This window comes from Micromonospora rifamycinica, assembly GCF_900090265.1.
Classification (GTDB): domain Bacteria; phylum Actinomycetota; class Actinomycetes; order Mycobacteriales; family Micromonosporaceae; genus Micromonospora; species Micromonospora rifamycinica.
On sequence record NZ_LT607752.1, the window covers coordinates 2,496,846 to 2,519,631 of the forward strand.

The window sequence follows — 22,786 nt, forward strand, 5'->3', positions numbered from 1 at the left end:
GGGGCTGGCAGCCATGAAGATCCTGCACACCTCCGACTGGCACGTCGGCAAGGTGCTCAAGGGGCAGTCCCGGGCCGAGGAGCACAAACAGGTGCTGGCCGGGGTGATCGAGATCGCCCACGCCGAACGCCCCGACCTGGTCATCGTCGCCGGTGACCTCTACGACACGGCCGCCCCCGGCCCGGAGGCCACCCGGCTGGTCACCCGGGCGCTGACCGCGCTGCGGCGGACCGGGGCGGACGTGGTGGCGATCGGCGGCAACCACGACAACGGACAGGCCCTCGACGCGCTGCGCCCCTGGGCGGAGGCGGCCGGCATCGTCCTCCGCGGCGCGGTCCGGGAGAACCCGGCCGAGCACGTCATCGACGGCGTGACCGCCGAGGGGGAACGCTGGCAGCTCGCCGCGCTGCCCTTCCTCTCCCAGCGGTACGCCGTCCGCGCGGTGGAGATGTACGAGCTGACCGCCGCCGAGGCCACCCAGACGTACGCCGACCACCTCGGCCGGGTGCTGGCGAAGCTGACCGAGGGCTTCACCGAGCCGGACCGGGTGCACCTGGTCACCGCCCACCTCACCGTGGTCGGCGCGAGCACCGGCGGCGGCGAGCGGGACGCGCACACCGTCCTCGGGTACGCGGTGCCGGCCTCGGTCTTCCCGGGCACCGCGCACTACGTGGCCCTCGGCCACCTGCACCGGTCGCAGCGGGTGATCGGCCCGTGCCCGGTCCGCTACAGCGGCAGCCCGCTCGCCGTCGACTTCGGCGAGCAGGAGAACGTCTGCTCGGTGACCCTGGTCGAGGTGAGCGCGACCTCGGCCGCCCGGATCCGGGAGGTGCCGGTGGCGGCGGCGGTGCCGCTGCGCACGGTCCGCGGCACCCTCGCCCAGCTCGCCGAGGCGACCCCGCCGGAGGGCTGGCTGCGGGTGTTCGTCCGCGAGCAGCCCCGGGCCGGCCTGCGGGAGGAGGTGCAGGAGCTGTTCCCCCGCGCACTGGAGATCCGGATCGACCCGGAACTGCTGCCCGCCCCGGGCAGTGGCACCCGGGTCGCCCAGCGGGCCGGCCGCTCCCCCCGCGAGCTGTTCGCCGACTACCTGGGCAGCCGGGGCCACGACGACGACGGGGTCCGCGACCTCTTCGACGAGCTGCTGGAGGAGGTGGAGCGCTGATGCGACCGATGCGGCTGGACCTGGCCGGCTTCACCGTCTTCCGCGACGAGACCACCGTCGACTTCACCGACGCCGACTTCTTCGCCCTGGTCGGGCCGACCGGCTCGGGCAAGTCGACGGTGCTGGACGCGATCTGCTTCGTCCTCTACGGCTCGGTGCCCCGCTGGGGCGGTGCCCGGGGGCTGGCCAACGCGCTGGCCCCCTCGGCGGTGGAGGCCCGGGTCCGGCTGGTCTTCGAGTCGGCCGGCGACCGGTACGTGGCGACCCGGGTGGTCCGCCGGGACGGCCGGGGCGCGGTCAAGACCGCCAACGCCGGCTTGCAGCTGATGCCGCCCGGGTTCGACATCACCAAGCTGGACACCGGGCTCAGCCCGGAGGACCTGGGCGAGGTGCTCGCCGGCACACCGGCCGAGATGGAGCCGGCCGTGCTGGACGCGGTCGGGCTGCCGTACGAGCAGTTCACCTCCTGCGTGGTGCTGCCGCAGGGGCAGTTCGCCGACTTCCTGCACGCCAAGCCGGCCACCCGGCAGCAGATCCTGGTCAACCTGCTCGGCCTCGGGGTCTACGAGGACGTGCAGAAGCGGGCCACCGAGCGGGCCGGGCAGGCCGAGGCGAAGCTGACGGCGGTCGCCCGGGTGCTCGACGGGTTGACCGACGTCGACGACGCGACGCTGGCCGCCGCGTCCGCCCGGGTCGACCGGATCCGGGAGCTGTCCGGGGCGGTCGCGGCGGCCGTACCGGAGCGGGACCGGGCCCGGGCGGCGGCGCGCGAGGCCACGGCGACGCTGGCCGCGCTCGACGCCGACCTGGCCGGGCTGGCCGGGGTGCGCGCCCCGGCCGGGGTGGCCGAGGTGGCCCACGCGGTGAGCGCCGCCCGGGAGGCGGTCGACGGGGCGGGCCGCGCGGTGGCGCTGGCCGAGGAGCAGGAGGAGAAGCTCCGCGGTGAGCTGGCCGGCGCGGGTGACGAGAGCGCGCTGCGGCTGCTGCTGCGGGCGTACGCCGACGCGGAGCGGTTGACCGGCGAGGCGGACACCGTCCGGGCGGCGCTGGACGCGGCCCAGGCCGACCACGACCGGGCGGTGGCGGCGCTCGGTGCGGCCCGGGAGGCGGCGGTGCGGGCCGAGGCCGAGTTGGAGGCGGCGTTCCGGGCGCACGAGGAGGCCAAGGCCACCGACCAGGCGGTCGCGTTGCGGGCGCACCTGGTCGACGGCGCGACCTGCCCGGTCTGCGAGCAGCCGGTGCCCCGGGTGCCGGCGGTGCCGGCCGGCTCGGCGGTGGCCGCGGCGACCGCCGCCGGCAAGGCGGCCCGCGCGGCCAGCAAGGCCGCCCAGGCGCTGGTCGACGAGCGGGACGCGGCGGCCCGCGAGCGGGACCGGACGCTGGTGCGGATCCGCACCCAGCACGACCAGTTGCGCGGCCGGCTGACCGAGCTGACCGGCCAGCTCGCCGGCGCGGCCACCCCGGCCACCCTGCGCGGGCAGCTCGCCGAGCACGCCCGGCTGCGGCAGGCGTTGGACGAGGCCGCGGCGGCGGTACGCACCGGGCGGGACGCCGCCCGCCGGGCCCGGGGGGCGGCGGACGCCGCCGAGGAGCGGCTGCGGGCCGCCTGGCGGGACTTCGACAGCGCCCGGGACGCGCTGGCCCGGTTCGCTCCGCCGGCCGCCGACCGGGACGACGTGGCCGACGCCTGGACGACCCTGGTCGACTGGGCCGGCGCGCAGGCCCGGCGACGGCAGGCCGAGCGGGACGGGCTGGTCGACGCGGTGCACGCGGCGCAGTCGGCCGCCGGGGCGGTCGAGGAACGCCTCGGTGACCTGCTCGACGCCGCCGGGCTGCGCCCCGCCGACGACCCGGCGCAGGCGGTCGCGGTGGCCGCCGAGCGGGCCGAGGCCGACCTGCGGCGGATCACCGAACGCCGTGCGCAGGCGCACCAGCTCCGGGAACAGCACGCCGAACACGAGCGGCAGGCGCGTACCGCGCGGGCGCTGGCCGGGCACCTGCGGGCCAACAACTTCGAGCGGTGGCTGCTGGCCGAGGCGCTGGACCTGCTGGTCGACGGAGCCTCCCGGATCCTGCGGGAGCTGTCCCAGGGGCAGTACGACCTGGTCCACGACAAGGGCGAGTTCTTCGTCGTCGACCATCATGACGCGGGGCTGCGCCGGGGGGTGCGGACGCTGTCCGGCGGGGAGACCTTCCAGGCGTCGCTGGCCCTGGCGCTGGCCCTGTCCGAGCAGCTCGCCGGGATGTCCACCACGGCGGCCAGCCTGGAGTCGATCGTGCTGGACGAGGGGTTCGGCACCCTCGACGCGGCCACTCTGGACATCGTCGCCGCCACCCTGGAGAGCCTGGCCGCCCGGGGTGACCGGATGGTCGGCGTGGTCACCCACGTGCCGGCGCTGGCCGAACGGATCCCGGTGCGCTTCGAGGTCCGCAAGGACGCCCGCACGGCCCACATCGAACGGACCGGCCGGTGAGCGCGAGGAGTGCAGCGCAGCGGAGCCCCGCAGTTCGCGAACGAACGGACCGACCGGTGAGCGCGAGGAGTGCAGCGCAGCGGAGCCCCGCAGTTCGCGAACGAACGGACCGACCGGTGAGCGCGAGGAGTGCAGCGCAGCGGAGCCCCGCAGTTCGCGAACGAACGGACCGACCGGTGAGCGCGAGGAGTGCAGCGCAGCGGAGCCCCGCAGTTCGCGAACGAACGGACCGACCGGTGAGCGGGGCGGTGACGTGACCGGGCCACAGCTCTTCGTGGACGCCTGGGATCCGTCCTACGGGGCGTCGTTCGAGGCGACCCCGGGTGGGCCGGCGGCACCGAGCAGCACCCAGGTCGACGCCGAGGTGGAGCTGCCGGCGGCGGACTGGCGGGCGATCGGTCCGCGCCCCGGGCTGGCCGCCCCGGACGTGGTGCTGCTCGTCGACGGGGTGCGCCGGATCGACGCCAGCGTGTGGACGGCCGAGGAGGACGGTGCCTCGTACCCGGGGATCGCCGCCTCGTACGCGGCCGGGGTGGTCCGCTGCGACCTGGAACGCGGCGCGGCGGAGCTGGCCGGGGCGCGGGTGGGCCGGGGCCTGTTCACCGCCAGCCCGTCGGCGCAGGAGGTGCGGTGCGGGCAGGTGCGCTACCCGGTGCACCGGGTCGGCGGCACCGGTGAGCTGAGCAAACTGCCGGCGGCGGTGCAGGCCCCGCTGACCGCGTTGGAGGTGGCCGTCTCCGACGCGGTCCGCACCGACGGGGACCTGCTGGTGGTGGACGGTCCACTGCGGGCCCGCCGGCAGTTGCCGCGCACCCTGGGGTACATCAAGACCCAGCACAGCCAGTACCTCGACGCCCGGCTCACCGCCGTGGTCACCGCTCTGGGCTCCGGGCAGCGGTCCCCGGTGTTCCGGCTGGGCACCAGCTGGGGCGGCTGGTCGTGGTACCTGCGGCTGCCGGTGGCGGCGGGCTCCCCGTGGGCCGGCATCGTCCGGCTGGAGTGCTCGCCCGACCTGCCGCCACCCGAGGCGATCGCGCTGGCCGACCTGTCCCTGGTCACCCTGCCCCGGTTCGCCTCCTCGCCGTACAAGGACCCGCGGGCACCGCAGAACCTGGTGCCGATCGCCGGGTTGGAGCGGCGGCTGCGCGGGTTGCTGGGCGACGCCCGACTGTTGCACCGGGCGTTGACCACGGCCACCCGCAGCGGTGGGGCGGCACGCTGATGCGTCATGATCGTGCGACGTCGTCGGGTCACGGTCACCGGGGAGGCTGCTGATGGGCCGCCGCCGTGGCGACGACCGGATCGTGGTGCCGGTGGACACCGGCCGGGCCGAGCTGGTGCCGGATGCGGACCGGCCCAGGTCGTGGACGCTGCTGCTCGACGACGCCCCGCAGTCACACGTGGATCTGGCCGACCCGACGCACCTGGAGTTCGAGTACGTCCGGCGGCTCGGCGCGGCGCTGGACCTGATCGCCCCGCCCGGCGCCCCCCTGCGGGTGCTGCACCTGGGCGGTGGCGCGCTGACCCTGCCCCGGTACGTCCAGGCCACCCGCCCGGGGTCGACGCAACGGGTCGTCGAGGTGGACGGCGCGCTGGTGGAGCTGGTCCGCCGGGAACTGCCCTGGCCGGCCGACCCCCGGCTGCGGGTGCGGGTCGCCGACGCCCGCGTCACCCTGGAGTCGAGCCGGGACGCCGGGTACGACGTGGTGGTCGCCGACGTCTTCGCCGGTGCGCGTACCCCCGCGCACCTGACCAGCGCGGAGTACGCCGGGCAGGTGGCCCGGGTGCTCTCCCCCACCGGCTGGTACCTGGCCAACCTGGCCGACGGGCCGCCGTTGCGGCACAGCCGCGCCCAGGTGGCGACCGTCCGTTCGGTGCTCCCTCGGGCCGCGCTGGTCGGTGACGCGGCCGTGCTGCGCGGGCGGCGGCACGGCAACCTGGTGCTGATGGCGGGGCGGGTGGAGCCACCGGTGCCGGAGCTGACCCGGCGGGCGGCCGGGGACTGGTTCCCGGGCCGGGTGCTGGCCGGCGACGAGCTGGACCGGTTCGTGGCCGGCGCGGCGGTGGTAACCGACGCGGACGCCACCGGCTCGACGCCGCCCCCGCCCGGAATTTTTTCGGTCCGCCGTTGATCCGCCGGCAAGAGCGGTCCGTATCAACGGACGGCGCCCTCCCCGTGGGCCCGCTGATGTCGGTGGACAGCAGGAGGTCTGGATGAGTGCGGTCGCGGCCGGCTTGCACGGAGAACTGGTCAGGCCAGGGTGGATGTTCGCCCGGGCGCAGCCGCAGTCGCGTGCGTCGAGGTCCAGCCGGGGGGTCGACGCCGGCCCCACCGATCGCCAGAATGGCCCGGTGACTCCGCGACCGGCGCCCGGACGGCACCAGGCCCCGGCCACCACGCCGGAGGCGAGCCACTCCGACCAGCTGGTCCGGTTGCTCTACGCTGAGCACGCCGGCCCGTTGCTGATGTTCGTGATGCGGTTGACCGGTGGTGACCGGCAACGCGCCGAGGACATCGTCCAGGAGACGCTGCTGCGGGCCTGGCGCAACGCGCACCGGCTGGGGGTGCAGGGTCAGGGTTCGCTGCGGCCCTGGCTGGTCACGGTGGCCCGGCGGATCGCCATCGACGAGCACCGCAGCGAGCAGGCCCGCCCACCGGAGACGTACGACCGGGATCTGACGGCGTTCGCCGAGGCGGACAGCACCGACCGGGTGCTGCGCACGATGACGGTGGCGGACGCCCTGCGCACGTTGAGCCAGTCGCACCGGGAGATCCTGGTGGCGACGTACTTCCGTGGTCGGACGGTGCCGGAGGCGGCCGAGGAGCTGGGCCTGCCGCTGGGCACCGCCAAGTCGCGGGTCTACTACGCGCTGCGCGCACTGCGCACGGCCCTACAGGAGAGGGGGGTGACGGAATGAGCCGGGCCGATCACATGGACGTCGCCGCGTACGCGCTCGGCGTCCTGGACGTGCAGGACACCGAACGGTTCGAGGAACACCTCGCGACCTGCTGGGCCTGCGCCGCCGAGTTGGAGACGATGGTCCCGGTGGTGGGGCTGCTCTCCGACATCGACGGCGAGACGATGATGGCGATGGAGCAGACCGCGACGGATCCGCGGCTGCTGGACCGTACCCTGGTCGCGGTCCGCACCCACCGGCGCAAGGCGCGGTTCCGGCAGGTGCTGTCGATGGCCGCCGCGGTGGTGGCGGTCGGCGCGCTCAGCGGTGTCGGGGTGGCCACCTTCGGCGGTACGGGCGGCGGTGACGGCCCGGTGATCGCCGAGCCGAGCCGTTCCGCGCCGGTGGACGGGCCGGCGAGCCCGCAGCCGACCCGGACGGGTCCGGCGGTGGGTGGCACCGAGATCGAGGGCGACCAGTTCGACGCCACCGACGGCAGCACCGGGGTGAAGGCCACCATGTGGCTGGACAGCAAGGAGTACGGCACCTGGATCGGGTTCAACCTGACCCGGCTGCCCGGTCCGCGTACCTGTCGGCTGGTGGTGATCCGCAAGAACGACACCACCGAGGTGATCTCGACCTGGGCGGTGCCGGGGACGGGTTACGGCACCACCGCCAACCCGCAGAATCTCCAGCTGGAGGCGTCCACCTCGGCGCCCCGGGGGGAGATCGCGAAGTTGCAGGTGCAGTCGGTGGACGCCAACGGCGTGGCGAGCCCGCTGGTCACCGTCGTCCCCTGAGTCGACGACCGCCGAAACGGCGTCCCACCCGGTCCGGGTGGGACGCCGTTTCGCGTTTCCGGCCCGGGGACCGCCTCTGCTGGCGCATACGTACGGCCCGCCGGAACGGTTCAACGAGTCAAATGTGAAATGGCCCACTGTCGATTGTTCAACCTTGACAGTGGACGCTCCGTACTACTCGGTGAACCGCCAAGAATGAGGAGGGCACGTGGCAAAGATCAAGCGGACGACCGTCATCGTCGCGAGCGCGGTGGTCGCACTTACGGCCTGCGCTCCCGCAGGTTACGACGGGGCGAACTCCAGCGTCGCCGAGCCGGTCGCCGTCGCCGCGGCCGAGCCCACCGCGTCGGTCGAGCCGGACACCTCGGCCTCGCCCGGCGCACCCGGCGCCTCGGGTGCCCCCGCCGCCGACCAGGCGCCGCCGCCGGCCAACGTCCAGTTGACCGACCAGCTCGTCGGGAAGAAGATCGCCCGGATGGGCAAGGTCGTGGTGGACCAGGAGGGCTTCATCCTCTACCGCTTCGACAAGGACTCCGACGATCCGCCGTCGTCGAACTGCGTCGACAAGTGCGCCCAGGTCTGGCCGCCCGCGCTGACCGACGGCAACCCGCAGCTCCAGGGCGTCTCCGACGACAAGGTCGGCACCGTCACCCGCCAGGACGGCACCCGTCAGATCACCATCGGTGGCTGGCCGGTCTACCGCTACATCGGCGACAAGAAGGCCGGGCAGTGGAAGGGCCAGGGCGTCGGTGGCACCTGGTTCGTGGTCGACCCGAACGGCAAGAAGAACCTGACCTGCCTGCCGACCGGCACCCCGAAGGCGGTCGCCCCGCCGGCGGCCGGTGACTCGAGTGGCGGCGGGGACTACACCTACTGATCCGGTAGTCAGCCGAGACACGGTGGCCGGTCGCAGCCGGGGAGGGCGTGACCGGCCACCGTCACGAAACGGGACCGTCGACGTACCGGCAGCGTCCGTACGGTCCGGCCGCGACGCCGGCCCACCGGCCGGCGTCGCGGCACCACCTGCCGGAACCTCCCCCACCAGCCCCCGGAGCGGACGTGGGCGGTGCCGCGCCACACGCCAGCGGGCGCGGCACCGAAGGTCCCCCCAACCCCGCACCCAACGGTCGCTCGGGCGACCGGTCCGTCCCGGGACGGAGACACCGCCGACGTGCAGGGCGTCGGCGGTGTCGTCCGTTTCCGCCCCGGTCGCCGCACCCCGGTCGGCCCGCTCCGGTCGGCCCTGCCCCGGCGGGCACGGGACACCGGCCGGGGCAGGGCCGGTGCCGGCCCGGAGCATGGCACAGTGTCGGGGTGACCTGGGACGAGCCGGCGGCACGCCGGGTGCTGCGACCGCCGGCCGACTACCGGCTCACCGCCTCCGTCCGGGCGCTCACCTTCAGCCCGTACGACCCGTGTGCGCGGATCGCCGCCGGCACCCTCTGGTGGGCCACCCGCACCCCCGCCGGGGCGGCCACCCTGACCCTGCGCCCCGAGGGCGGGGAGCTGATCGCCGAGGGCCACGGGCCGGGCGCCGACTGGGTGGTCGAACGGGCCGACGCGATCGCCGGTCTGCGCGACGACCTGACCGGGTTCGCCGAGCTGGCCGCCGCGCACCCGGTGGTGGCCGAGCTGGCCGCCCGGCACCGGGGACTGCGGATGCCCGCCACCGGTCAGCTCTTCCCCCGGGTGCTCCGGGCGGTCTTCGAACAGAAGGTCACCGGCCAGGAGGCCTACCGGGCGTACGCGGCGACCGTACGACACTTCGCCGAGCCGGCTCCCGGACCGTTCGGGCCGCTGCTGCTGCCGCCCGACGCGGCCAGCGTGGCGGCGACACCGTACTGGGTGTTCCACCGGTTCGGGGTGGAGCAGCGCCGGGCCGACACGCTACGCCGGGCCGCCGCCCTGGCCGACCGGCTGGAACGCTGCGCCGACAGCGCCGAGGCGACCCGGCGGCTCACCGCGATCCCCGGCATCGGCCCGTGGACCGCCGCCGAGGTGGTCCGGATCGGGTACGGCGACCCGGACGCGGTCAGCGTCGGCGACTACCACGTGCCGAACACGGTGGCCTGGGCGCTCGCCGGGGAGGCCCGGGGCGACGACGCCCGGATGCTCGCCCTGCTCGCCCCGTTCCGGGGGCACCGGGGCCGGGTCTGCCTGCTGCTGGCCGCCGCCGGCATCCAGGCACCCCGGTTCGGTCCCCGGATGCCGGTCCGCTCCTTCGCCCGCTTCTGACCCCGGTCTCCCCCACCGCTCCGGGCCGGCCCGGGCCGGCAGCCGGTGGGTCCGGTCGGAGCGGCCACCGGCGGAGCCGGGCCGGGCGGCTACCGGCGGGGCCGGTGACGGGTCACCGGCAGAGCCGGCGCAGGGTGCGGGCCAGCCGGTGGGCGTACCCGTGCTGGACGGCGCGACCGGCCGGGCCGGCGGCGGCCAGGTACCACCGGTCCGGGCGGCTGAACGCGGTGACCTCGAAGCTGACCCCGCCCTCGACGTCGCAGCGGACCAGGAACGCCTCCTCGCCGCGTTCCGGATGGCCGGGCAGGGTGCCGTAGCCGAAGCCGGCCTCCCGGTCGCCCTCGACCGTCCAGACCACCTCGCACGGCCCCCACACCCGCAGCGGCCCCACCCCGAGCCCGGGGGTGACCCGCACGCCGGGCGCGGCCCGCAGCGCGTCGGTACGCATCCGCACCCCGGCCGCCCGGTGCAGCCGCCAGCTCAACACGGCCTCGGCGGCGACCATGAAGCTGCCGGGCGGCATCGGGGCGGTGTGCCGCAGGTGGTGGTAGCCCGCCGGCAGCGGCCCTCGTCGGGTCGCGCCCACCTCGGAGTACGTCAGCTCGGACATCCCACCTCCCTGGGGGTCGCCCCCAGCCTAGGGCCGCCGCTGCCGACCGGCGACCCGGCCGGCCGGCGACTCAGCCGGCCTCGCAGCGCCGCCGGAGCCCGTCGGCCTCCAGCCGGAGGTAGCGGCGCACCAGCCGGCCGCCGAGCCAGCCGGTCAGCCCGGCCAGCGGACCGGTGAGCACCAGGACCAGCTCCACCCGGACCCGGCCGTCGGGCAACGGCACGATCCGGTGTTCGCCCCGGCTGCGTACCCCGGGCGAGGTGGACTCCCAGACGAAACAGCGGGGCGGGTCGAACGCGGTGACCCGCCAGTACGTCGGACGGAGCCGGGGCTGCTCCAGCCGGGCGGTCGCGCCGAGCGCCAGCGGGCCGGCCTCGCCCCGGCGGGCGGTCCGCACCGAGGCGTTCCACTCCGGCCAGCGCTCGACGTCGGTCTGCACCGCCCAGACCGTGTCGATGTCCGCGTCGATCTCGGTCGTGGTCTCGAACCGCATGCCGCCTCCGTGGCTCCACCGGCGGCGCCCGCCGCACCGCCCGGGTCATGACGAGGCTGCCGCAACGATCGTGACCGGTCCACCCTTCAGCCGGTTTCGCGCAGGTCGGCCAGGTCGAGCGGGGTGTGCCGGTGGAGCAGCGCCACCAGCTCGGCGACGGTGGCCGCCTCGCCGAGCACGTTCTTGCCGCCGCCGAAACTGGCCGGGTAGCGGTGCACCAGCCGGTACCGGTGCCGGCCCCGGACCAGCTCGACGGTGACCCGCCAGCGCCCGCAGCATCCACACCGCAACTCCACCCGGCGACGGTAGCTCCGAGCTGCGCGGACACCTCCCGCAGCCGGAGGACGAGCGGGTACGGACGGGACACGCCGGCCGGGCACCGACGGTGATCCGGCTCACCACTGTCGGTGGCGTCTGGTTGACTGGTCGACGTGGACCTGCCGATCAACCCCCCGGTCGAGCCGATGCTGGCCAGGAGCGTGGCCCGCCTGCCCACCGACCCCGGTCTGACGTACGAACCCAAGTGGGACGGTTTCCGCTGCATCGTGTTCCGCGACGGCGACGAGGTCGAGCTGGCCAGCCGGGGCGGCAAGTCGATGACCCGCTACTTCCCCGAGGTGGTGGCGCAGGTCCGGGCGCAGCTACCCGAGCGGTGCGCGGTCGACGGCGAGTTGATCGTGATCCGGCGCGACGGGCCGGGCGGCCAGCCCCGGCTCGACTTCGAGCAGCTCGCCCAGCGGATCCACCCGGCCGCCTCCCGGGTCGCGCTGCTCGCCGAGACCACCCCGGCCGACTTCGTCGCCTTCGACCTGCTCGCCCTCGACGACGAGTCGCTGGTCGACCAGCCCTACCCGACCCGCCGGGAACGCCTGGTGCGGGCGTTGGCCGGGGTCCGGCCGCCGGTGCACGTCACCCAGGTCACCACCGACGCCGAGACGGCCCGGCGCTGGTTCGAGGTGTTCGAGGGGGCCGGGCTGGACGGGTTGATCGTCAAGCCGGCCGACCTGCCCTACCAGCCGGGCAAGCGACTGATGGCCAAGGTCAAGCACGCCCGTACCGCCGACGTGGTGGTCGCCGGGTTCCGCTGGCACAAGTCCGGGCCGGTGGTCGGTTCGCTGCTGCTCGGGCTCTACGACGACGACGGGGTGCTGCACCACGTCGGGGTGAGCGCGTCGTTCACCATGGCCCGCCGGCAGGAGCTGCTCGACGAGCTGGCCCCCTACCGGGAGGGGGTCGACGGGCATCCGTGGGTGCACGGCGACCACGAACGCGGCCAGCGCATCCCCGGCGGGGTCAGCCGCTGGACGGGCACCAAGAACCTCGACTGGGTGCCGCTGCGGCCCGAGCTGGTGACGGAGGTCGGCTACGACGCGATGGAGGGCGACCGGTTCCGGCACACCGCCCGGTTCGTCCGCTGGCGGCCCGACCGCGATCCCCGCTCCTGCCGCTACGACCAGCTCGACCGCCCGGTGCGGTTCGACGTCGACCAGGTGCTCCGGGGCGACCCGGCGGCGACCGTGCCGCCGCAGGGCGGCAGCCCGGCGTAGCCTGGCTGTCACACGATCATGGAGGCTCGCTGGTGACCCGCACTGCCCACCGGATCCGTCGGATCCGGCTCACCCTGGCCGGGCTGCTCGCGGGCGCGCTGCTCGCCACCGGGTGCACACTGCCGGCGTTCGCCCCGCGCGCCGAGGACTCCGCGGCCTCGGCCCCCGGCGACACCCCCGCCTGGCGGGCCTGCCCCGAGGTCGCCGACGACCTGGTCGGCCGGGGCGCTCCGGGCATGCGGTACGAGTGCGCCCGGATCGCCGTGCCCCGCAACTGGGGCACCGGGACGGGGGCGACCGCCGGGCCGGGCAGCGGCGAGACCTTCGAGATCGCGCTGCTACGGGTCCGCTCCAGCAAGCAGCGGGACCGGATCGGCTCCCTGGTGATCAATCCGGGCGGGCCGGGCGGGTCCGGCGTGGACACCGCCGTCTACCTGTCGTTCGGGCCGTCGTTCGGCGGGCTGCCCACCGCGGTCACCGACCGGTTCGACATCGTCGGCTTCGATCCGCGCGGGGTGTCCCGGTCCAGCCCGGTGAAGTGCATCTCCGACGCCGACCTGGACGCCAGCTTCGGCTACGACCCCGACCCGCGCAGCCAGCAGTCGTTCGACGGCTACCAGGCGCTCAACCGGCGGATCGGCCGGGGCTGCGGCGACCGCTACGGCGACCAGCTCCCGCTCTACGGCACCGAGCAGGCCGCCCGGGACATGGACGCCGTCCGGGCCGCCGTCGGCGACGACAAGCTCACCTACCTCGGCTACTCCTACGGCACCCTGCTCGGCGCGACCTACGCCCAGCTCTACCCGCAGCGGGTCCGGGCGCTGGTGCTCGACGGCGCGGTCGACCCGCGGCAGCAGCTGGTGGCCGGGTCGGAGAGCCAGGCCCGGGGCTTCGAGCGGGCGTTCGACAACTTCGACCGGTGGTGCGCGGCGAACGCCGCCCGCTGCCCGATCGCCCCGGACGCCCGGGGCGCGGTGACCTCGGCGATCGACAAGGCGAAGGTCTCCCCGGTACGCGGGGCCGACGGGCGCGAGGCGACCTCGGGCTGGGTCTTCTACGCGGTGATCTCCTCGCTCTACACCGAGTCGGGCTGGCAGGAGCTGGCCCGCGCGATCGACCGGCTCGACGAGGGCGACCCGGCCGAGGTGTTCAAGCTCGCCGACGCGTACGCCGGGCGGGGCGAGGACGGGCACTACTCCAACCTCTTCGACGCCAATCTGGCCGTCAACTGCGCCGACGAGACCGAGAAGCCCTCCGTCGCGCAGATCCGCGACCTGCAGTCCCAGTGGCGGCAGAAGTACCCGCTGTTCGGCCCGGCTCTGGCGGTGGGGATGTTCGGCTGCGTCGAGTGGCCGGGCGGGCGGGATCCCTACCCGACCGGGCCGGCCGTCGGGGCGCCGCCGATCGTGGTGGTGGGCACCACGGGCGACCCGGCCACCCCGTACGAGCAGACCGCCCGGTTGGCCGACATGCTGGGGGTCGGCCGGGTGCTCACCTGGGAGGGCGAGGGACACACCGCGTACCCGCAGACGAGCTGCATCACCGCGGCGGTGGACGCCTACCTGATCTCGCTGACCGTCCCTCGGGAGGGGCTGCGCTGCCCCGCCGGCTGACCGGCGCGGCCGGTGGGCCGCCGGCACCGACCGGTCGGCGAAGGGCGTAGCGGCCGATCGGCGACGCTCGCATCGCCCGGTCGACGGTGGTCGCGACGGCCGATCGGCGACGCTCGCGACGGCCGGTCAACGGCGGTTGCGGCGGCCGCGCAGCCGTTGCCGGACGAGGGTCGCGTGGTCCGGTGGGGCCGGGGCGGGCGGCAGGTCAGGCAGCACGATGCCCTGCCGGGCGGCCAGCTCCTCCAGCAGCGCCCGCATCCGGCGTACGTCGTTCTTCAGCTCCTCCTGCTCGACATGCTCGAACGCGTCGTCGTCGACGATGAGGCGGCTGGCGAAGTGCGCGGTGATCAGCGGGATGACCAGCAGCACCATGGTGGAGATCAGCAACGCGGCCAGGGTACGTCCCTGCCAGCTGGTCGGCGAGATGTCGCCGTAGCCGACGGTGGAGGCGGTGACCACGGCCCACCAGACGGCGTCGGCGGCGCTGCGGTGCTCCACCTGGCCGTAGATCACGCCGGCCACCACGATCATCAACAGGTACGAGGTGATCAGCGTCCGGGGCGAGTTGGCGAAGTACACCAGGCCCCGGTAGACCCACCGGAAGGGCAACAACAACGGCTCCATGCCGCATCATGCTGCCCTCCGGCCGCCACCTCCGCCCATCGATCGACCGGGATCGTTGTGACAGGCTGCCGGCCATGACCGACGTGATCCTCCGCGAGGCGGTCCGGGCCGACCTGCCCACCATCCTCGCCCTGCTCGCCGACGACGTGCTCGGCCGGACACGCGAGCACCCGGAGGTGGACGAGGCGTACGAACGGGCCTTCGCCGACATCACCGCCGACCCGCGCAACCAGCAGGTGGTGGCCGAGCGCGCCGGTGAGGTCGTCGGCTGCCTCCAGGTCACCTACATCCCCGGGCTGGGGCGGCACGGCACGGAACGGGCGCTCGTCGAGGCGGTCCGGGTCCGTGCCGACCTGCGCGGTCAGGGGGTGGGCGAGACGATGATGAGCTGGGTGGTCGACCAGGCCCGTCGGCGGGGCTGCGGATTGGTGCAGCTCACCACCGACAAGTCCCGCACCGGGGCGCACCGCTTCTACCAGCGCCTCGGCTTCGTGGCCAGCCACGAGGGCATGAAGCTCACCCTCTGACGACCCGCGCCGGGCCTGCGGCGACACAGCCCGGTCGGCCCCGGGTCAGCCGTCGACCAGTCGGCCGTCGCGCAGGGTCAGCGTCCGGTCGGCCATCTCGATCAGGGCCGGGTCGTGCGTGGCGACCAGGGCGGTCATCCCCCGGGCGTGTACCACCGCGCGGAGCAGGTCCATGATCGCCCGGCCGGTCTCGGAGTCGAGCTGACCGGTGGGCTCGTCCGCGATCAGCAGGTCGGGTTCGTTGGCCAGGGCACGGGCCACCGCGACCCGCTGCTGTTGCCCACCGGACAGCTCGTACGGGCGCTGTCGGGCGTGACCGCCCAGACCGACCAGCTCCAGCAGCACGGCCACCCGCTGTTCGCGTTCCGCCGCCGCGACCCGGGCCAGCCGCAACGGCACCCCGACGTTCTCGGCCGCCGACAGGATCGGCACCAGCCCGAAGGTCTGGAACACGAAGCCGACCGTCCCCCGGCGCAGCCGCAACAGCTCGGCCTCACCGGCACCGGTCACGTCCTGCCCGGCCACCCGCACCCGGCCGCTGTCCGGCCGGTCCAGGCCGCCGACCAGGTTGAGCAGGGTGGTCTTGCCGGCGCCCGAACGACCCCGCACCGCCACCAGCTCACCCCGGTCGGCGGTGAAGGACACCTCCTGGACGGCGTGCACCGCGTGCCGCCCGCGGCCGAACGTCCGGCTCACCCCCTCGACCCGTACCACCTCGTCGGTGACCGCCCCGGCGGCCCGGACGACCGTCGTGTCGGCCCGGACGGCGGGAACCTGCTCGCTCATACGTCACTCCCCTCCTGCGCCGGCGTCCGGTCGCCGGGGCGGACCTGCACGTGGTCCGGTTCGAGGTCGAGGCGGACCCGGTCCCGCAGCGACAGCGCCGCCACGAAGGAGGCCGGTAGCTGCATCCGGCCGGTCCGGTCCAGCACCGCGTACTCCTCGCTGACCAGCTCGGTGCTGCCGTCGGCGCCGATCCGCGCGGTCCGGCGTACCTCCGAGGCGGTCCGGCCGTCGCGGATCGCCACGGTCCGGCGGACCTGGTCGGCGACGGCGTGGTCGTGGGTGACCACCACCACGGTCACGCCCAGCTCGGCGTTGATGGTGCGCAGCGCCGCGAAGACCTCGGCACCGGTCGCCTCGTCCAGCTCACCGGTCGGCTCGTCGGCGAAGAGCACCTCCGGGTCGTTGGCCACCGCCACCGCCACCGCGCAGCGCTGCTGCTCACCGCCGCTGAGCTGGCCGGGACGCCGGTCCGCGCAGCTCCCCACCCCGACGAGTTCCAGCAGCTCATCGGCCCGTCGCCGCCGCGCCGGGCCGCCACCGCCGCGCCGGGCCAGCCGCATCGGCAGCTCCACGTTCTCCCGGGCGGTCAGGTACGGCAGCAGGTTCCGGCCGGTCTGCTGCCAGACGAACCCGACGGTGTGCCGCCGGTAGCGCAACCGACGGCGGGCGGAGAGCGCCAGCAGGTCGTAGTCGGCCACCCGGGCGATCCCGGCGGTGGGGGTGTCCAGCCCGGAGAGGATGTTGAGCAGGGTCGACTTGCCCGACCCGGAGGCCCCGACGATCGCCACCAGTTCACCGCGGTCGATCACCAGGTCGAGCCCCTGGAGGGCGACCACCTCGACCCCTTCGGTCTTGAAGATCCGGACCAGGCCGTCGCAGACGATGTGCCCCCGCAGCCGGTCCTGCCCACCGGCCCGTTCGGCCGCCCGTTCGGCCGCCCGGCGCTGCAGCTCCGCCAGGTCGGGCACGACGGGATTCTCCGCGGTCGTGGTCATCTCAGTTCTCCTCTCCGAGCCGGAGCACCTCGCCGAGGCGCATCCGACGGTTGTTCAGGGTCTCCACCGCCAGGGCGAAGCCCAGCGCGACCGCGCCGAGCCCGACCGTGGCGGCGACCAGACCGGGCGCGAAGCCCACCCGTACCGCCGCGCCGCTGGTGAACGCGGCGAGCCCGAACAGCGGGGTGAGCAGCACCGGCAGCAACACCCCGACCAGCGCGCCGGTCAGCACCGACACCCCGACCAGCGGGGCCAGCTCCACCAGCAGCAGTCCCCGCCACTGCCGGCGGGACAGGCCCAGGGTGCGCAGCCGGGACAGCACCGCACCCCGGGCGCGGGCCCCGGACAGCACGGTGAAGGCGATGGCGAGCAGCGCCAGCACCCCGCCGGCCACCGCACCGGCGGTGAATCCGAACGCCAGCAACCCGTTCGCACCGCCGCCGCCCAGCCGCAGCCGGGTCTGCGACCAGGTCTCCACCGCCACGCTCCGGGGCCGTTCCCGGCCGGTCACCGCGCCGCCGGTCTGGTAGCGCTGCTGTCCCTCGTCCCCGGCCTGACGCAACAGCCCCACGTCGAGCCGGTCGCCGGCGAGCAGGAAGCCGGTGGGCACCGGTGGACTGTTCCGTGCGGGCAGCGCCTGCCAGGGCAGCACCACGTACCGGTCGGTGTCCGGTCGGGCCAGCGGGAAGTCGGCGACGGTCCGGGCGGGCGTGAACTCGTACCGCTGGCCCTGCACGGTGACGAAGGCGGACCGCAGGCCGGCGGCGGACAGGTCGGCGGCGACCGCCGGGGAGACCACCGCCGGCAGCGGACCGGCGCCCGGTCGGGCGTCGCGCAGCGGGCCGGGCACCGGGACGTCCCGGCCGGCGGCCCGCACGGTGCGGTCCAACCCGGGGCCGTCGACCAGCAGCACGCTGGTGTCGCGCAGCCGGGAGTCGGTGCCGTCGGCATCGGTGGCCAGCCGCTGCGCCGGCTCGTCGGCCAGCCCGGCGACCGCCACGACCCCGGGCAGCCGCTCCAGCGCCGGGCCGGTGTCGGGGGCGAGCCGGTCCCCCCGGATCAGCGCGTCCGCCGGCACGGCCCGGGTGGCGACGTCGTCCCGGGTGCTCTCGATGCCGGTGGCGACCACGGCGCAGAACGCGGCGGTGGCGACCGCGAGCACCACCACGACCAGCGGGGTGGCCGCCGCCGCCCGGCCGGCACGGGCCGTGCCCAGGAAGGCCACACTTCCCCGGGTACGCGCGGCGAGCCGCCCGGCCAGCCGCACCGGCCACGGGTACAGCCGCAGCGCCAGCACCGAGACGGCCACCGCGACCAGCGCCGGCACCGACACCAGCAGGGGGTCGATCTCGCCCGGGGTGAGGCCCCGCCGCCGCAGCAGCACCACCGCGAGCCCGGCCAGCAGCACCAGCGCGGCCTCCGTGGTGGCCCGCCGGGCCGACGGCCGCAGCCGGCCCAGGTCCCGCCGCCCGGTGACCCCGGACGGTACGGTCAGCGTCGCCACCGGCAACGCCAGGGTGACCAGGACGGTCGCGCCGACGGCGAGCGGCCCGGTGCCGCCCGGCGTACCGGGCAGCAGGGTGCCGAGCAGCCAGCCGAGCCCGGCGGCGGGCGGGACGACCAGCAGCGACTCGGCGAGGCTGCGCCGCAGGCCGGTGCCGACCCCGCCGCCCCGGGCGCGGATCAGCACGAACTCGGTGCGGCGGCGGCGCACGGCCGACGCGGCGGCCAGCACCACCAGCCCGGCCAGGGTGGCCAGCACCCCGGCGGCGATGACGGCGAGCACGGTCCGCGCCGAGTCGACCGCCCGGTCGAACGCGCGCAGCGGAACGTCGATCCCCTGGGTCACCTGCGGGAAGGCGTCGGCCCGGGCGAGCCGCTGCACGCCGTCGACGAACCGGTCGATCCGCCGGACGTCGATGGCCGCCGCGTCGAGCCGGTACCGCCAGCTGAACGACACCGCCCGCCCCTCGGCGGCCAGCCGGTCCAGCGCGCCGATGGCGACCACTCCGACCAGGACGAACGGCTCGGCGTCCCCCTCCGGCTCGATCACCTGCAGCACCGCGGGCAGGGCGTCCCAGCTGCCGTCGGCCGGGTCGACGGGACGGAACAGCCCCACCACGGTCAGCGGGACGGCCGGCTTCCCGGGGTCGGGGGCGGCGAGCAGGAGCCGGCTGCCGACCCGGAGCTGGAACCGGGCGGCGAGGTCGGCGGGCAGGACGACCTGCACCGGGGCGTCCCCGGCGGCCGACCCGTCCGGCCAGTGCCCGTCGACCAGGGTGGCCGTCGCCTCGATCCCGGGCATGGCGCGCAGGCCCAGCTCCACCAGGTGGTCGCCCCGGGTCAGGTCGGGGCCGGTGACCTGCTCGGCGGTGGTCTGCGCGGTGTACCAGCGGTCCGCCACGGCGGCCCGGACGTCGGCCGGCATCTGCTGCTGGAGCACGTCGAGCTGGCCCGCCTGGCTGCTCGCCGGTGGAGCACCGAGGAAGGGCGGAACGGTGTACGTGAGGTCGCGGCGGCCGGCGGGCTCGGCGGCGAGGTGCTCCCGCAGCCCCTGCTCGGCCAGCCGGTTGACCACCCTGGGCACCCCGCCGACCAGCAGGACGATCACCACTGTCAACACGGCCAGCAGCAGGAACTGCCCCCGGTGGGCGCGTACCCGGCGGATCACGGCGCCGATGCTCATCGCTGGTCCTCCCCCGGGCGCGGCGGCCCGGTCGTCGGTGTCCTCACCGGTCGTCCCCGCCGCGCAGCCGGGCGACGGCGACCCGCTGCCGCAGGCCGGCGGCCATCACCGCGCTGCCCGCCAGCGCGGCCAGCAGCAGCCCGGCCACGGTCACCCCGATCGGGGTCCAGGCCAGGGCGAACACCGGCTCGGGCACCGGCCGCCCGGCGGCCGGGGTGAGCACCACCAGCGGCGCCATGGTGGCCCCGACGGCCGCGCCGAGCAGCAGGCCGACCCCGACGCCGATCCCGGCCAGGAAGGTCTGCTCGGCGAGCAGCGCCCGCGCCAGCAGCCCGGGTGACGCGCCGAGGGTGTGCAGCACCGCGAACTCGCCGACCCGGTGCCGGGCGGTGGCCCAGACGTCCACCACCAGGCCGACCAGGGCGAGCAGCACCGAGCCGAGGGCGGCGGCGAGCAGCCCCGTCCGGGCGCCCTGCCAGTACGGGTCGGCGGCGGCCACCACGGCGGCCTGCCGGCGGTCCAGCAGGGTCACCGCGGGCAGCGCCGCGGCGGCCCGGGTCGCCTCGGCCCGGCCGGCGGGGTCGACCCGCAGCCACCACTCGGGCACCGGCCGGACGGTGCCGGAGTCGCGGATCAGCCAGTCGGTCGCGGCGGGCAGGTCGAGCAGCACCCCGTCCCCGGCGGTGGCGGGCAGCGCGGTCACCTCGCCGACCAGCCGGACCGGCAGCGACACCCCGGACAGCGCCAGCACCACGGTCTCCCCGGGGCGCACGTTGAGCGCGGCCCGCACGGCCGGGGTCATCAGCGCCGGCACGGCGGCGTTCGGGCCGTCCGGCACCACCGCGAAGCGGGACGACGGCTGGAACGCGTACCGGCCGCCCGCGACGAGCCCGACCTGGTGGTCGGCGGTCAGCCCGGCACCGGTGACCGTGACGGTGCTCTGCTCGGCGGGTTCGGCGGCGACCACCCGCCACCGGCCGGTCAGCGCGACGGGGGTCGACCGGGTGTCCGGGCCGACGGCGCGCAGGTCGCGTACCTGGAGCGCGTATCCGCTGCCGGCCGCGTCCCCGCCGTCGGCCTCGAAGCCGACCAGGCGCAGCCCGCCGCCGGCCGGCAGGTCGACGGTGAACGCGACGGCCCGCCCGTCGCTGCCGGCGCTGGCCGCCGGCAGCCGGTAGGCCAGCCCGTCGTCGCGGGTGAGCAGCACCGCCACCGCGATCCGGTGCGGGCCGACCGGCTGCGCGACGGGGGTGCGGACGGTACCGGCGAGGCGGCCGGCGGCGGCCGGCAGCGGCACCCCGGCGGCCGGTCCCCGGGCGGCGGCCAGCGGGGGGAACAGCTCCCGGGCGGGCCGGTCGGCGAGCCGGTCGCTGAACGTCACCACGTCGGCAGCGTGCGCGGTGTCCAGGCCCAGCACGGTGGCCTGCCGGTCGTCCCGGCCGACCCGGACGTCGTCCCGCCAGGCCGGCAGCGCCCGGTCGATTCCGGGCAGCGCGGCGAGCGCGGCGGCCCGGTCGACGGGGGCGACCCCGGTGCGCTCGACCAGCCGCAGGTCCGCGCCGACGGTGTGGTCGGCCTGGTCCGTCTGGGACCGTTCCCCGGTGGCGACGAGGGACCAGGCCAGGGTGCTGCCGCCGACGGCGAGGGCGAGCAGCAGCACCGGTCCGGCGTGCGGACGCCGACCGGCCTGCCACATCCCGAAGATGGTCGCGGTCCACGGTCGCCGGTCGACGAACCGCTCGGCGAACCGGGTGGCCGGCGGGAGCAGCCGCAGCGCCACCACGGCTCCGGCCAGCACCCCGAGCGTCGGGGCGGCCACCAGCAGCGGGTCGACGCCGAGGTCGTTGCCGGCACCGGCCAGCGGGGAGGAGTAACTCCGCAGCTGCACCCAGGCCAGCACGGCGAAGGCGACCAGGGCCAGGTCGAGGCCGGCTCGGCTGATCGTGCCGGTCCGGTCGGGCCGGGACCGGGCGGCCAGGTCGCCCACGTAGCTGTCCGCGCCCCGCAGGGTGGGCGCGACCATGGCGACGAGGCAGCCGACGGCGGTGGCCAACGCCACCGCCCAGACCCCGCCACGGCCGGCGCCGGCCAGGTCGACCGGACCGTCGGCGGCGAGCCGGTGCAGCGCCCCACCGGCGAGCAGCGGCCCGAGCAGGGCGGCCGGGACGACCACCAGGGTCGCCTCCCGGGCGGCCAGGCCGGCGAGTTGGCGGCGGGCCGCGCCTCTCGCCCGCAGCAGGGCGGTCTGGGCGCGGCGGTCCTCGTGCAGCAGGGCGGCGATCAGCACCAGCGCGTACCCGCCGAGGACCACGATCAGCAGCAGCGGGGTGGCCAGGGCCGAGCGGCCGGCCAGGTCGGCCCGGCCGATCCGGTCGATCAGCCGGTCCAGCGCGGTCACCGCCTGCGCGGAGGAGCCCAGCCCGGCCGCCTCGGGGACCTCGGTCGCGGCGGTGGTGATCGCCCGGCGCAGCGCGGGCAGCCGGTCCGCCCCGACGGCGGCCAGGTCGGGGGCGACCACCCAGGCGGCGGAGACCGAGCCGGGGAAGGTGGCCGCGAAATCGGCCGGATCGAGCACGAACGGCCCGTGGGCGGCGTCGGCCTCCGCGGTGGTGCCGAGCCCGGGGGCGAGCCGCCAGTACGGGTCGGCCGGGTCGCGGGGCCGCCAGGTGCCGGAGATCAGCACCTCGGTACGCCGGTCGGCGCTGCGGTCGCGCATCGGCACCCGGTCGCCGGCCTTCAGGCCCAGCGCACCGGCGGCCCTCTCCGGCAGGGTGGCCTGGAGCGGGCCGGCCCCGGGGGTCGGCCAGCCGCCGTCGACGAGGTCGGCGTGCCGGGGCAGGTCGTCCAGGGTGGCCAGGGTGGCGAAGATCGGGTCGGTTCCGGTGCGGACGACGGGGCCGAGGTCGCCGGTGAGTTCCCGGCCGGTGCCATAGCGGGCGGCGACCACCCGGATCGGAGTGCCCGCGAGGGCGGTGCGGAACCCGTCCCGGACGGCCCGGTCCCGGTCGGCGTACTCGGCCGTGTCGCGCCCGCCGGAGCCGCTGACCAGCAGGCTGCGTTCCTCGACGGGGGCGGCGGTGACCAGCGCCCGCTGGCCGGCGTCGACGGCCCGCCGGTTGTAGTCGGCCAGCCCGGTGACCAGGGCGACCGCGACCAGCGCGGCGGCCACCGCCGCGAGCAGCAGGCCGCGGGCCTCGCGGGCCCGCCTCCACACCAGCTTCATCGTGTCGCCTCCCCGGGACCGGCCCCGGGTCGGGCCGACGGAGAGCAAGAGCGCCGACCCGACGGGAAAGGTTGGCACCCGTTACGTGATCGTTACTCTGACGCCCCCTGGTT

At 75.9% G+C, this 22,786-nt stretch carries 19 protein-coding genes; 11 read left to right on the plus strand and 8 right to left on the minus strand.

Annotated elements, in window-relative coordinates; genetic code table 11:
- The first annotated feature begins 13 nt into the window (after positions 1-13).
- The 8 genes from GA0070623_RS09995 to GA0070623_RS10030 all read left to right on the plus strand — a co-directional run bounded on the left by GA0070623_RS09995 (position 14) and on the right by GA0070623_RS10030 (position 9,569).
- Positions 14-1,162 (plus strand): exonuclease SbcCD subunit D, encoded by a 1,149-nt coding sequence (locus GA0070623_RS09995; protein WP_067310822.1) that lies wholly within the window; start codon positions 14-16, stop codon positions 1,160-1,162.
- The gene (locus GA0070623_RS10000) at positions 1,162-3,636 is read left to right on the plus strand and encodes an AAA family ATPase (protein ID WP_089003992.1); all 2,475 of its coding nucleotides are present in this window, start codon (positions 1,162-1,164) and stop codon (positions 3,634-3,636) included. The genes GA0070623_RS09995 and GA0070623_RS10000 overlap by 1 nt, the downstream gene beginning before the upstream one ends.
- 253 nt (positions 3,637-3,889) lie before the next feature.
- A complete protein-coding gene (locus tag GA0070623_RS10005) occupies positions 3,890-4,858 on the plus strand; it encodes a hypothetical protein (protein WP_067307500.1) in 969 nt (322 codons plus the stop codon).
- A gap of 52 nt (positions 4,859-4,910) precedes the next feature.
- Positions 4,911-5,768 carry a spermidine synthase gene (locus tag GA0070623_RS10010; protein WP_067307498.1) on the plus strand — a complete coding sequence of 286 codons (858 nt, stop codon included), beginning with the start codon at positions 4,911-4,913 and terminating at the stop codon, positions 5,766-5,768.
- Positions 5,769-5,850: 82 nt separating this feature from the next.
- Complete coding sequence (locus GA0070623_RS10015) at positions 5,851-6,555, plus strand: sigma-70 family RNA polymerase sigma factor (RefSeq protein WP_067307495.1); 705 nt, start codon at positions 5,851-5,853, stop codon at positions 6,553-6,555.
- Positions 6,552-7,334: an anti-sigma factor family protein gene (locus tag GA0070623_RS10020; RefSeq protein ID WP_067307491.1), complete on the plus strand. Its 783-nt coding sequence runs from the start codon at positions 6,552-6,554 to the stop codon at positions 7,332-7,334. The genes GA0070623_RS10015 and GA0070623_RS10020 overlap by 4 nt, the downstream gene beginning before the upstream one ends.
- Positions 7,335-7,542: 208 nt before the next feature.
- On the plus strand, positions 7,543-8,211 hold the full coding sequence (locus GA0070623_RS10025) for a COG4315 family predicted lipoprotein (RefSeq protein ID WP_067307488.1): 669 nt from the start codon (positions 7,543-7,545) through the stop codon (positions 8,209-8,211).
- Positions 8,212-8,648: 437 nt separating this feature from the next.
- Positions 8,649-9,569, plus strand: a complete 921-nt coding sequence (locus GA0070623_RS10030) for a DNA-3-methyladenine glycosylase family protein (RefSeq protein ID WP_067307484.1) — start codon at positions 8,649-8,651, stop codon at positions 9,567-9,569.
- A gap of 112 nt (positions 9,570-9,681) precedes the next feature.
- Here the strand turns inward: GA0070623_RS10030 and GA0070623_RS10035 are convergent, their stop codons facing one another.
- The 3 genes from GA0070623_RS10035 to GA0070623_RS10045 all read right to left on the minus strand — a co-directional run bounded on the left by GA0070623_RS10035 (position 9,682) and on the right by GA0070623_RS10045 (position 10,968).
- Positions 9,682-10,179 (minus strand): DUF1990 family protein, encoded by a 498-nt coding sequence (locus tag GA0070623_RS10035; RefSeq protein ID WP_067307481.1) that lies wholly within the window; start codon positions 10,177-10,179, stop codon positions 9,682-9,684.
- A 70-nt stretch (positions 10,180-10,249) separates the two neighbouring features.
- Entirely contained in the window at positions 10,250-10,672 is a 423-nt protein-coding gene (locus tag GA0070623_RS10040; RefSeq protein ID WP_067307477.1) for an SRPBCC family protein, read from the minus strand.
- Positions 10,673-10,758: 86 nt separating this feature from the next.
- Positions 10,759-10,968, minus strand: a complete 210-nt coding sequence (locus GA0070623_RS10045; protein ID WP_067307473.1) for a hypothetical protein — start codon at positions 10,966-10,968, stop codon at positions 10,759-10,761.
- 135 nt (positions 10,969-11,103) lie between these two features.
- Between GA0070623_RS10045 and GA0070623_RS10050 the strand changes: the two genes are divergently transcribed.
- Complete coding sequence (locus GA0070623_RS10050) at positions 11,104-12,219, plus strand: ATP-dependent DNA ligase (RefSeq protein ID WP_067307469.1); 1,116 nt, start codon at positions 11,104-11,106, stop codon at positions 12,217-12,219.
- A 32-nt stretch (positions 12,220-12,251) separates the two neighbouring features.
- On the plus strand, positions 12,252-13,832 hold the full coding sequence (locus GA0070623_RS10055; RefSeq protein WP_067307466.1) for an alpha/beta hydrolase: 1,581 nt from the start codon (positions 12,252-12,254) through the stop codon (positions 13,830-13,832).
- A 126-nt stretch (positions 13,833-13,958) separates the two neighbouring features.
- Here GA0070623_RS10055 and GA0070623_RS10060 read toward each other — a convergent pair whose 3' ends face one another.
- Positions 13,959-14,456, minus strand: a complete 498-nt coding sequence (locus GA0070623_RS10060; RefSeq protein ID WP_067307463.1) for a potassium channel family protein — start codon at positions 14,454-14,456, stop codon at positions 13,959-13,961.
- A gap of 74 nt (positions 14,457-14,530) precedes the next feature.
- On the opposite strand from GA0070623_RS10060, the gene GA0070623_RS10065 reads away from it, so the two are divergent.
- Positions 14,531-14,983: a GNAT family N-acetyltransferase gene (locus GA0070623_RS10065; RefSeq protein ID WP_067307460.1), complete on the plus strand. Its 453-nt coding sequence runs from the start codon at positions 14,531-14,533 to the stop codon at positions 14,981-14,983.
- Between the two features lie 45 nt (positions 14,984-15,028).
- On the opposite strand, the gene GA0070623_RS10070 is transcribed toward GA0070623_RS10065, so the two are convergent.
- From GA0070623_RS10070 to GA0070623_RS10085, 4 genes are read right to left on the minus strand one after another with little or no spacing between them, the layout of a single operon-like run.
- Positions 15,029-15,769 (minus strand): ABC transporter ATP-binding protein, encoded by a 741-nt coding sequence (locus GA0070623_RS10070; protein ID WP_067307457.1) that lies wholly within the window; start codon positions 15,767-15,769, stop codon positions 15,029-15,031.
- Positions 15,766-16,764 carry an ABC transporter ATP-binding protein gene (locus GA0070623_RS10075; protein WP_067307454.1) on the minus strand — a complete coding sequence of 333 codons (999 nt, stop codon included), beginning with the start codon at positions 16,762-16,764 and terminating at the stop codon, positions 15,766-15,768. The genes GA0070623_RS10070 and GA0070623_RS10075 overlap by 4 nt, the downstream gene beginning before the upstream one ends.
- A 1-nt stretch (position 16,765) precedes the next feature.
- Entirely contained in the window at positions 16,766-19,450 is a 2,685-nt protein-coding gene (locus GA0070623_RS10080) for an FtsX-like permease family protein (RefSeq protein WP_067307451.1), read from the minus strand.
- A 43-nt stretch (positions 19,451-19,493) separates the two neighbouring features.
- On the minus strand, positions 19,494-22,673 hold the full coding sequence (locus tag GA0070623_RS10085; protein ID WP_067307448.1) for an FtsX-like permease family protein: 3,180 nt from the start codon (positions 22,671-22,673) through the stop codon (positions 19,494-19,496).
- Positions 22,674-22,786 lie beyond the last annotated feature (113 nt).

Excerpts from the sequence above, each read along its gene's own strand:
- GA0070623_RS10015 (WP_067307495.1), top strand. The coding sequence starts at position 5,851 with ATGAGTGCGGTCGCGGCCGGCTTGCACGGAGAACTGGTCAGGCCAGGG.
- GA0070623_RS10020 (WP_067307491.1), top strand. The coding sequence starts at position 6,552 with ATGAGCCGGGCCGATCACATGGACGTCGCCGCGTACGCGCTCGGCGTC.
- GA0070623_RS10040 (WP_067307477.1), bottom strand. The coding sequence starts at position 10,672 with ATGCGGTTCGAGACCACGACCGAGATCGACGCGGACATCGACACGGTC.
- GA0070623_RS10065 (WP_067307460.1), top strand. The coding sequence starts at position 14,531 with ATGACCGACGTGATCCTCCGCGAGGCGGTCCGGGCCGACCTGCCCACC.
- GA0070623_RS10070 (WP_067307457.1), bottom strand. The coding sequence starts at position 15,769 with ATGAGCGAGCAGGTTCCCGCCGTCCGGGCCGACACGACGGTCGTCCGG.
- GA0070623_RS10035 (WP_067307481.1), bottom strand. The coding sequence starts at position 10,179 with ATGTCCGAGCTGACGTACTCCGAGGTGGGCGCGACCCGACGAGGGCCG.
- GA0070623_RS09995 (WP_067310822.1), top strand. The coding sequence starts at position 14 with ATGAAGATCCTGCACACCTCCGACTGGCACGTCGGCAAGGTGCTCAAG.
- GA0070623_RS10080 (WP_067307451.1), bottom strand. The coding sequence starts at position 19,450 with ATGAGCATCGGCGCCGTGATCCGCCGGGTACGCGCCCACCGGGGGCAG.
- GA0070623_RS10075 (WP_067307454.1), bottom strand. The coding sequence starts at position 16,764 with ATGACCACGACCGCGGAGAATCCCGTCGTGCCCGACCTGGCGGAGCTG.
- GA0070623_RS10000 (WP_089003992.1), top strand. The coding sequence starts at position 1,162 with ATGCGACCGATGCGGCTGGACCTGGCCGGCTTCACCGTCTTCCGCGAC.
- GA0070623_RS10085 (WP_067307448.1), bottom strand. The coding sequence starts at position 22,673 with ATGAAGCTGGTGTGGAGGCGGGCCCGCGAGGCCCGCGGCCTGCTGCTC.
- GA0070623_RS10010 (WP_067307498.1), top strand. The coding sequence starts at position 4,911 with ATGGGCCGCCGCCGTGGCGACGACCGGATCGTGGTGCCGGTGGACACC.
- GA0070623_RS10060 (WP_067307463.1), bottom strand. The coding sequence starts at position 14,456 with ATGGAGCCGTTGTTGTTGCCCTTCCGGTGGGTCTACCGGGGCCTGGTG.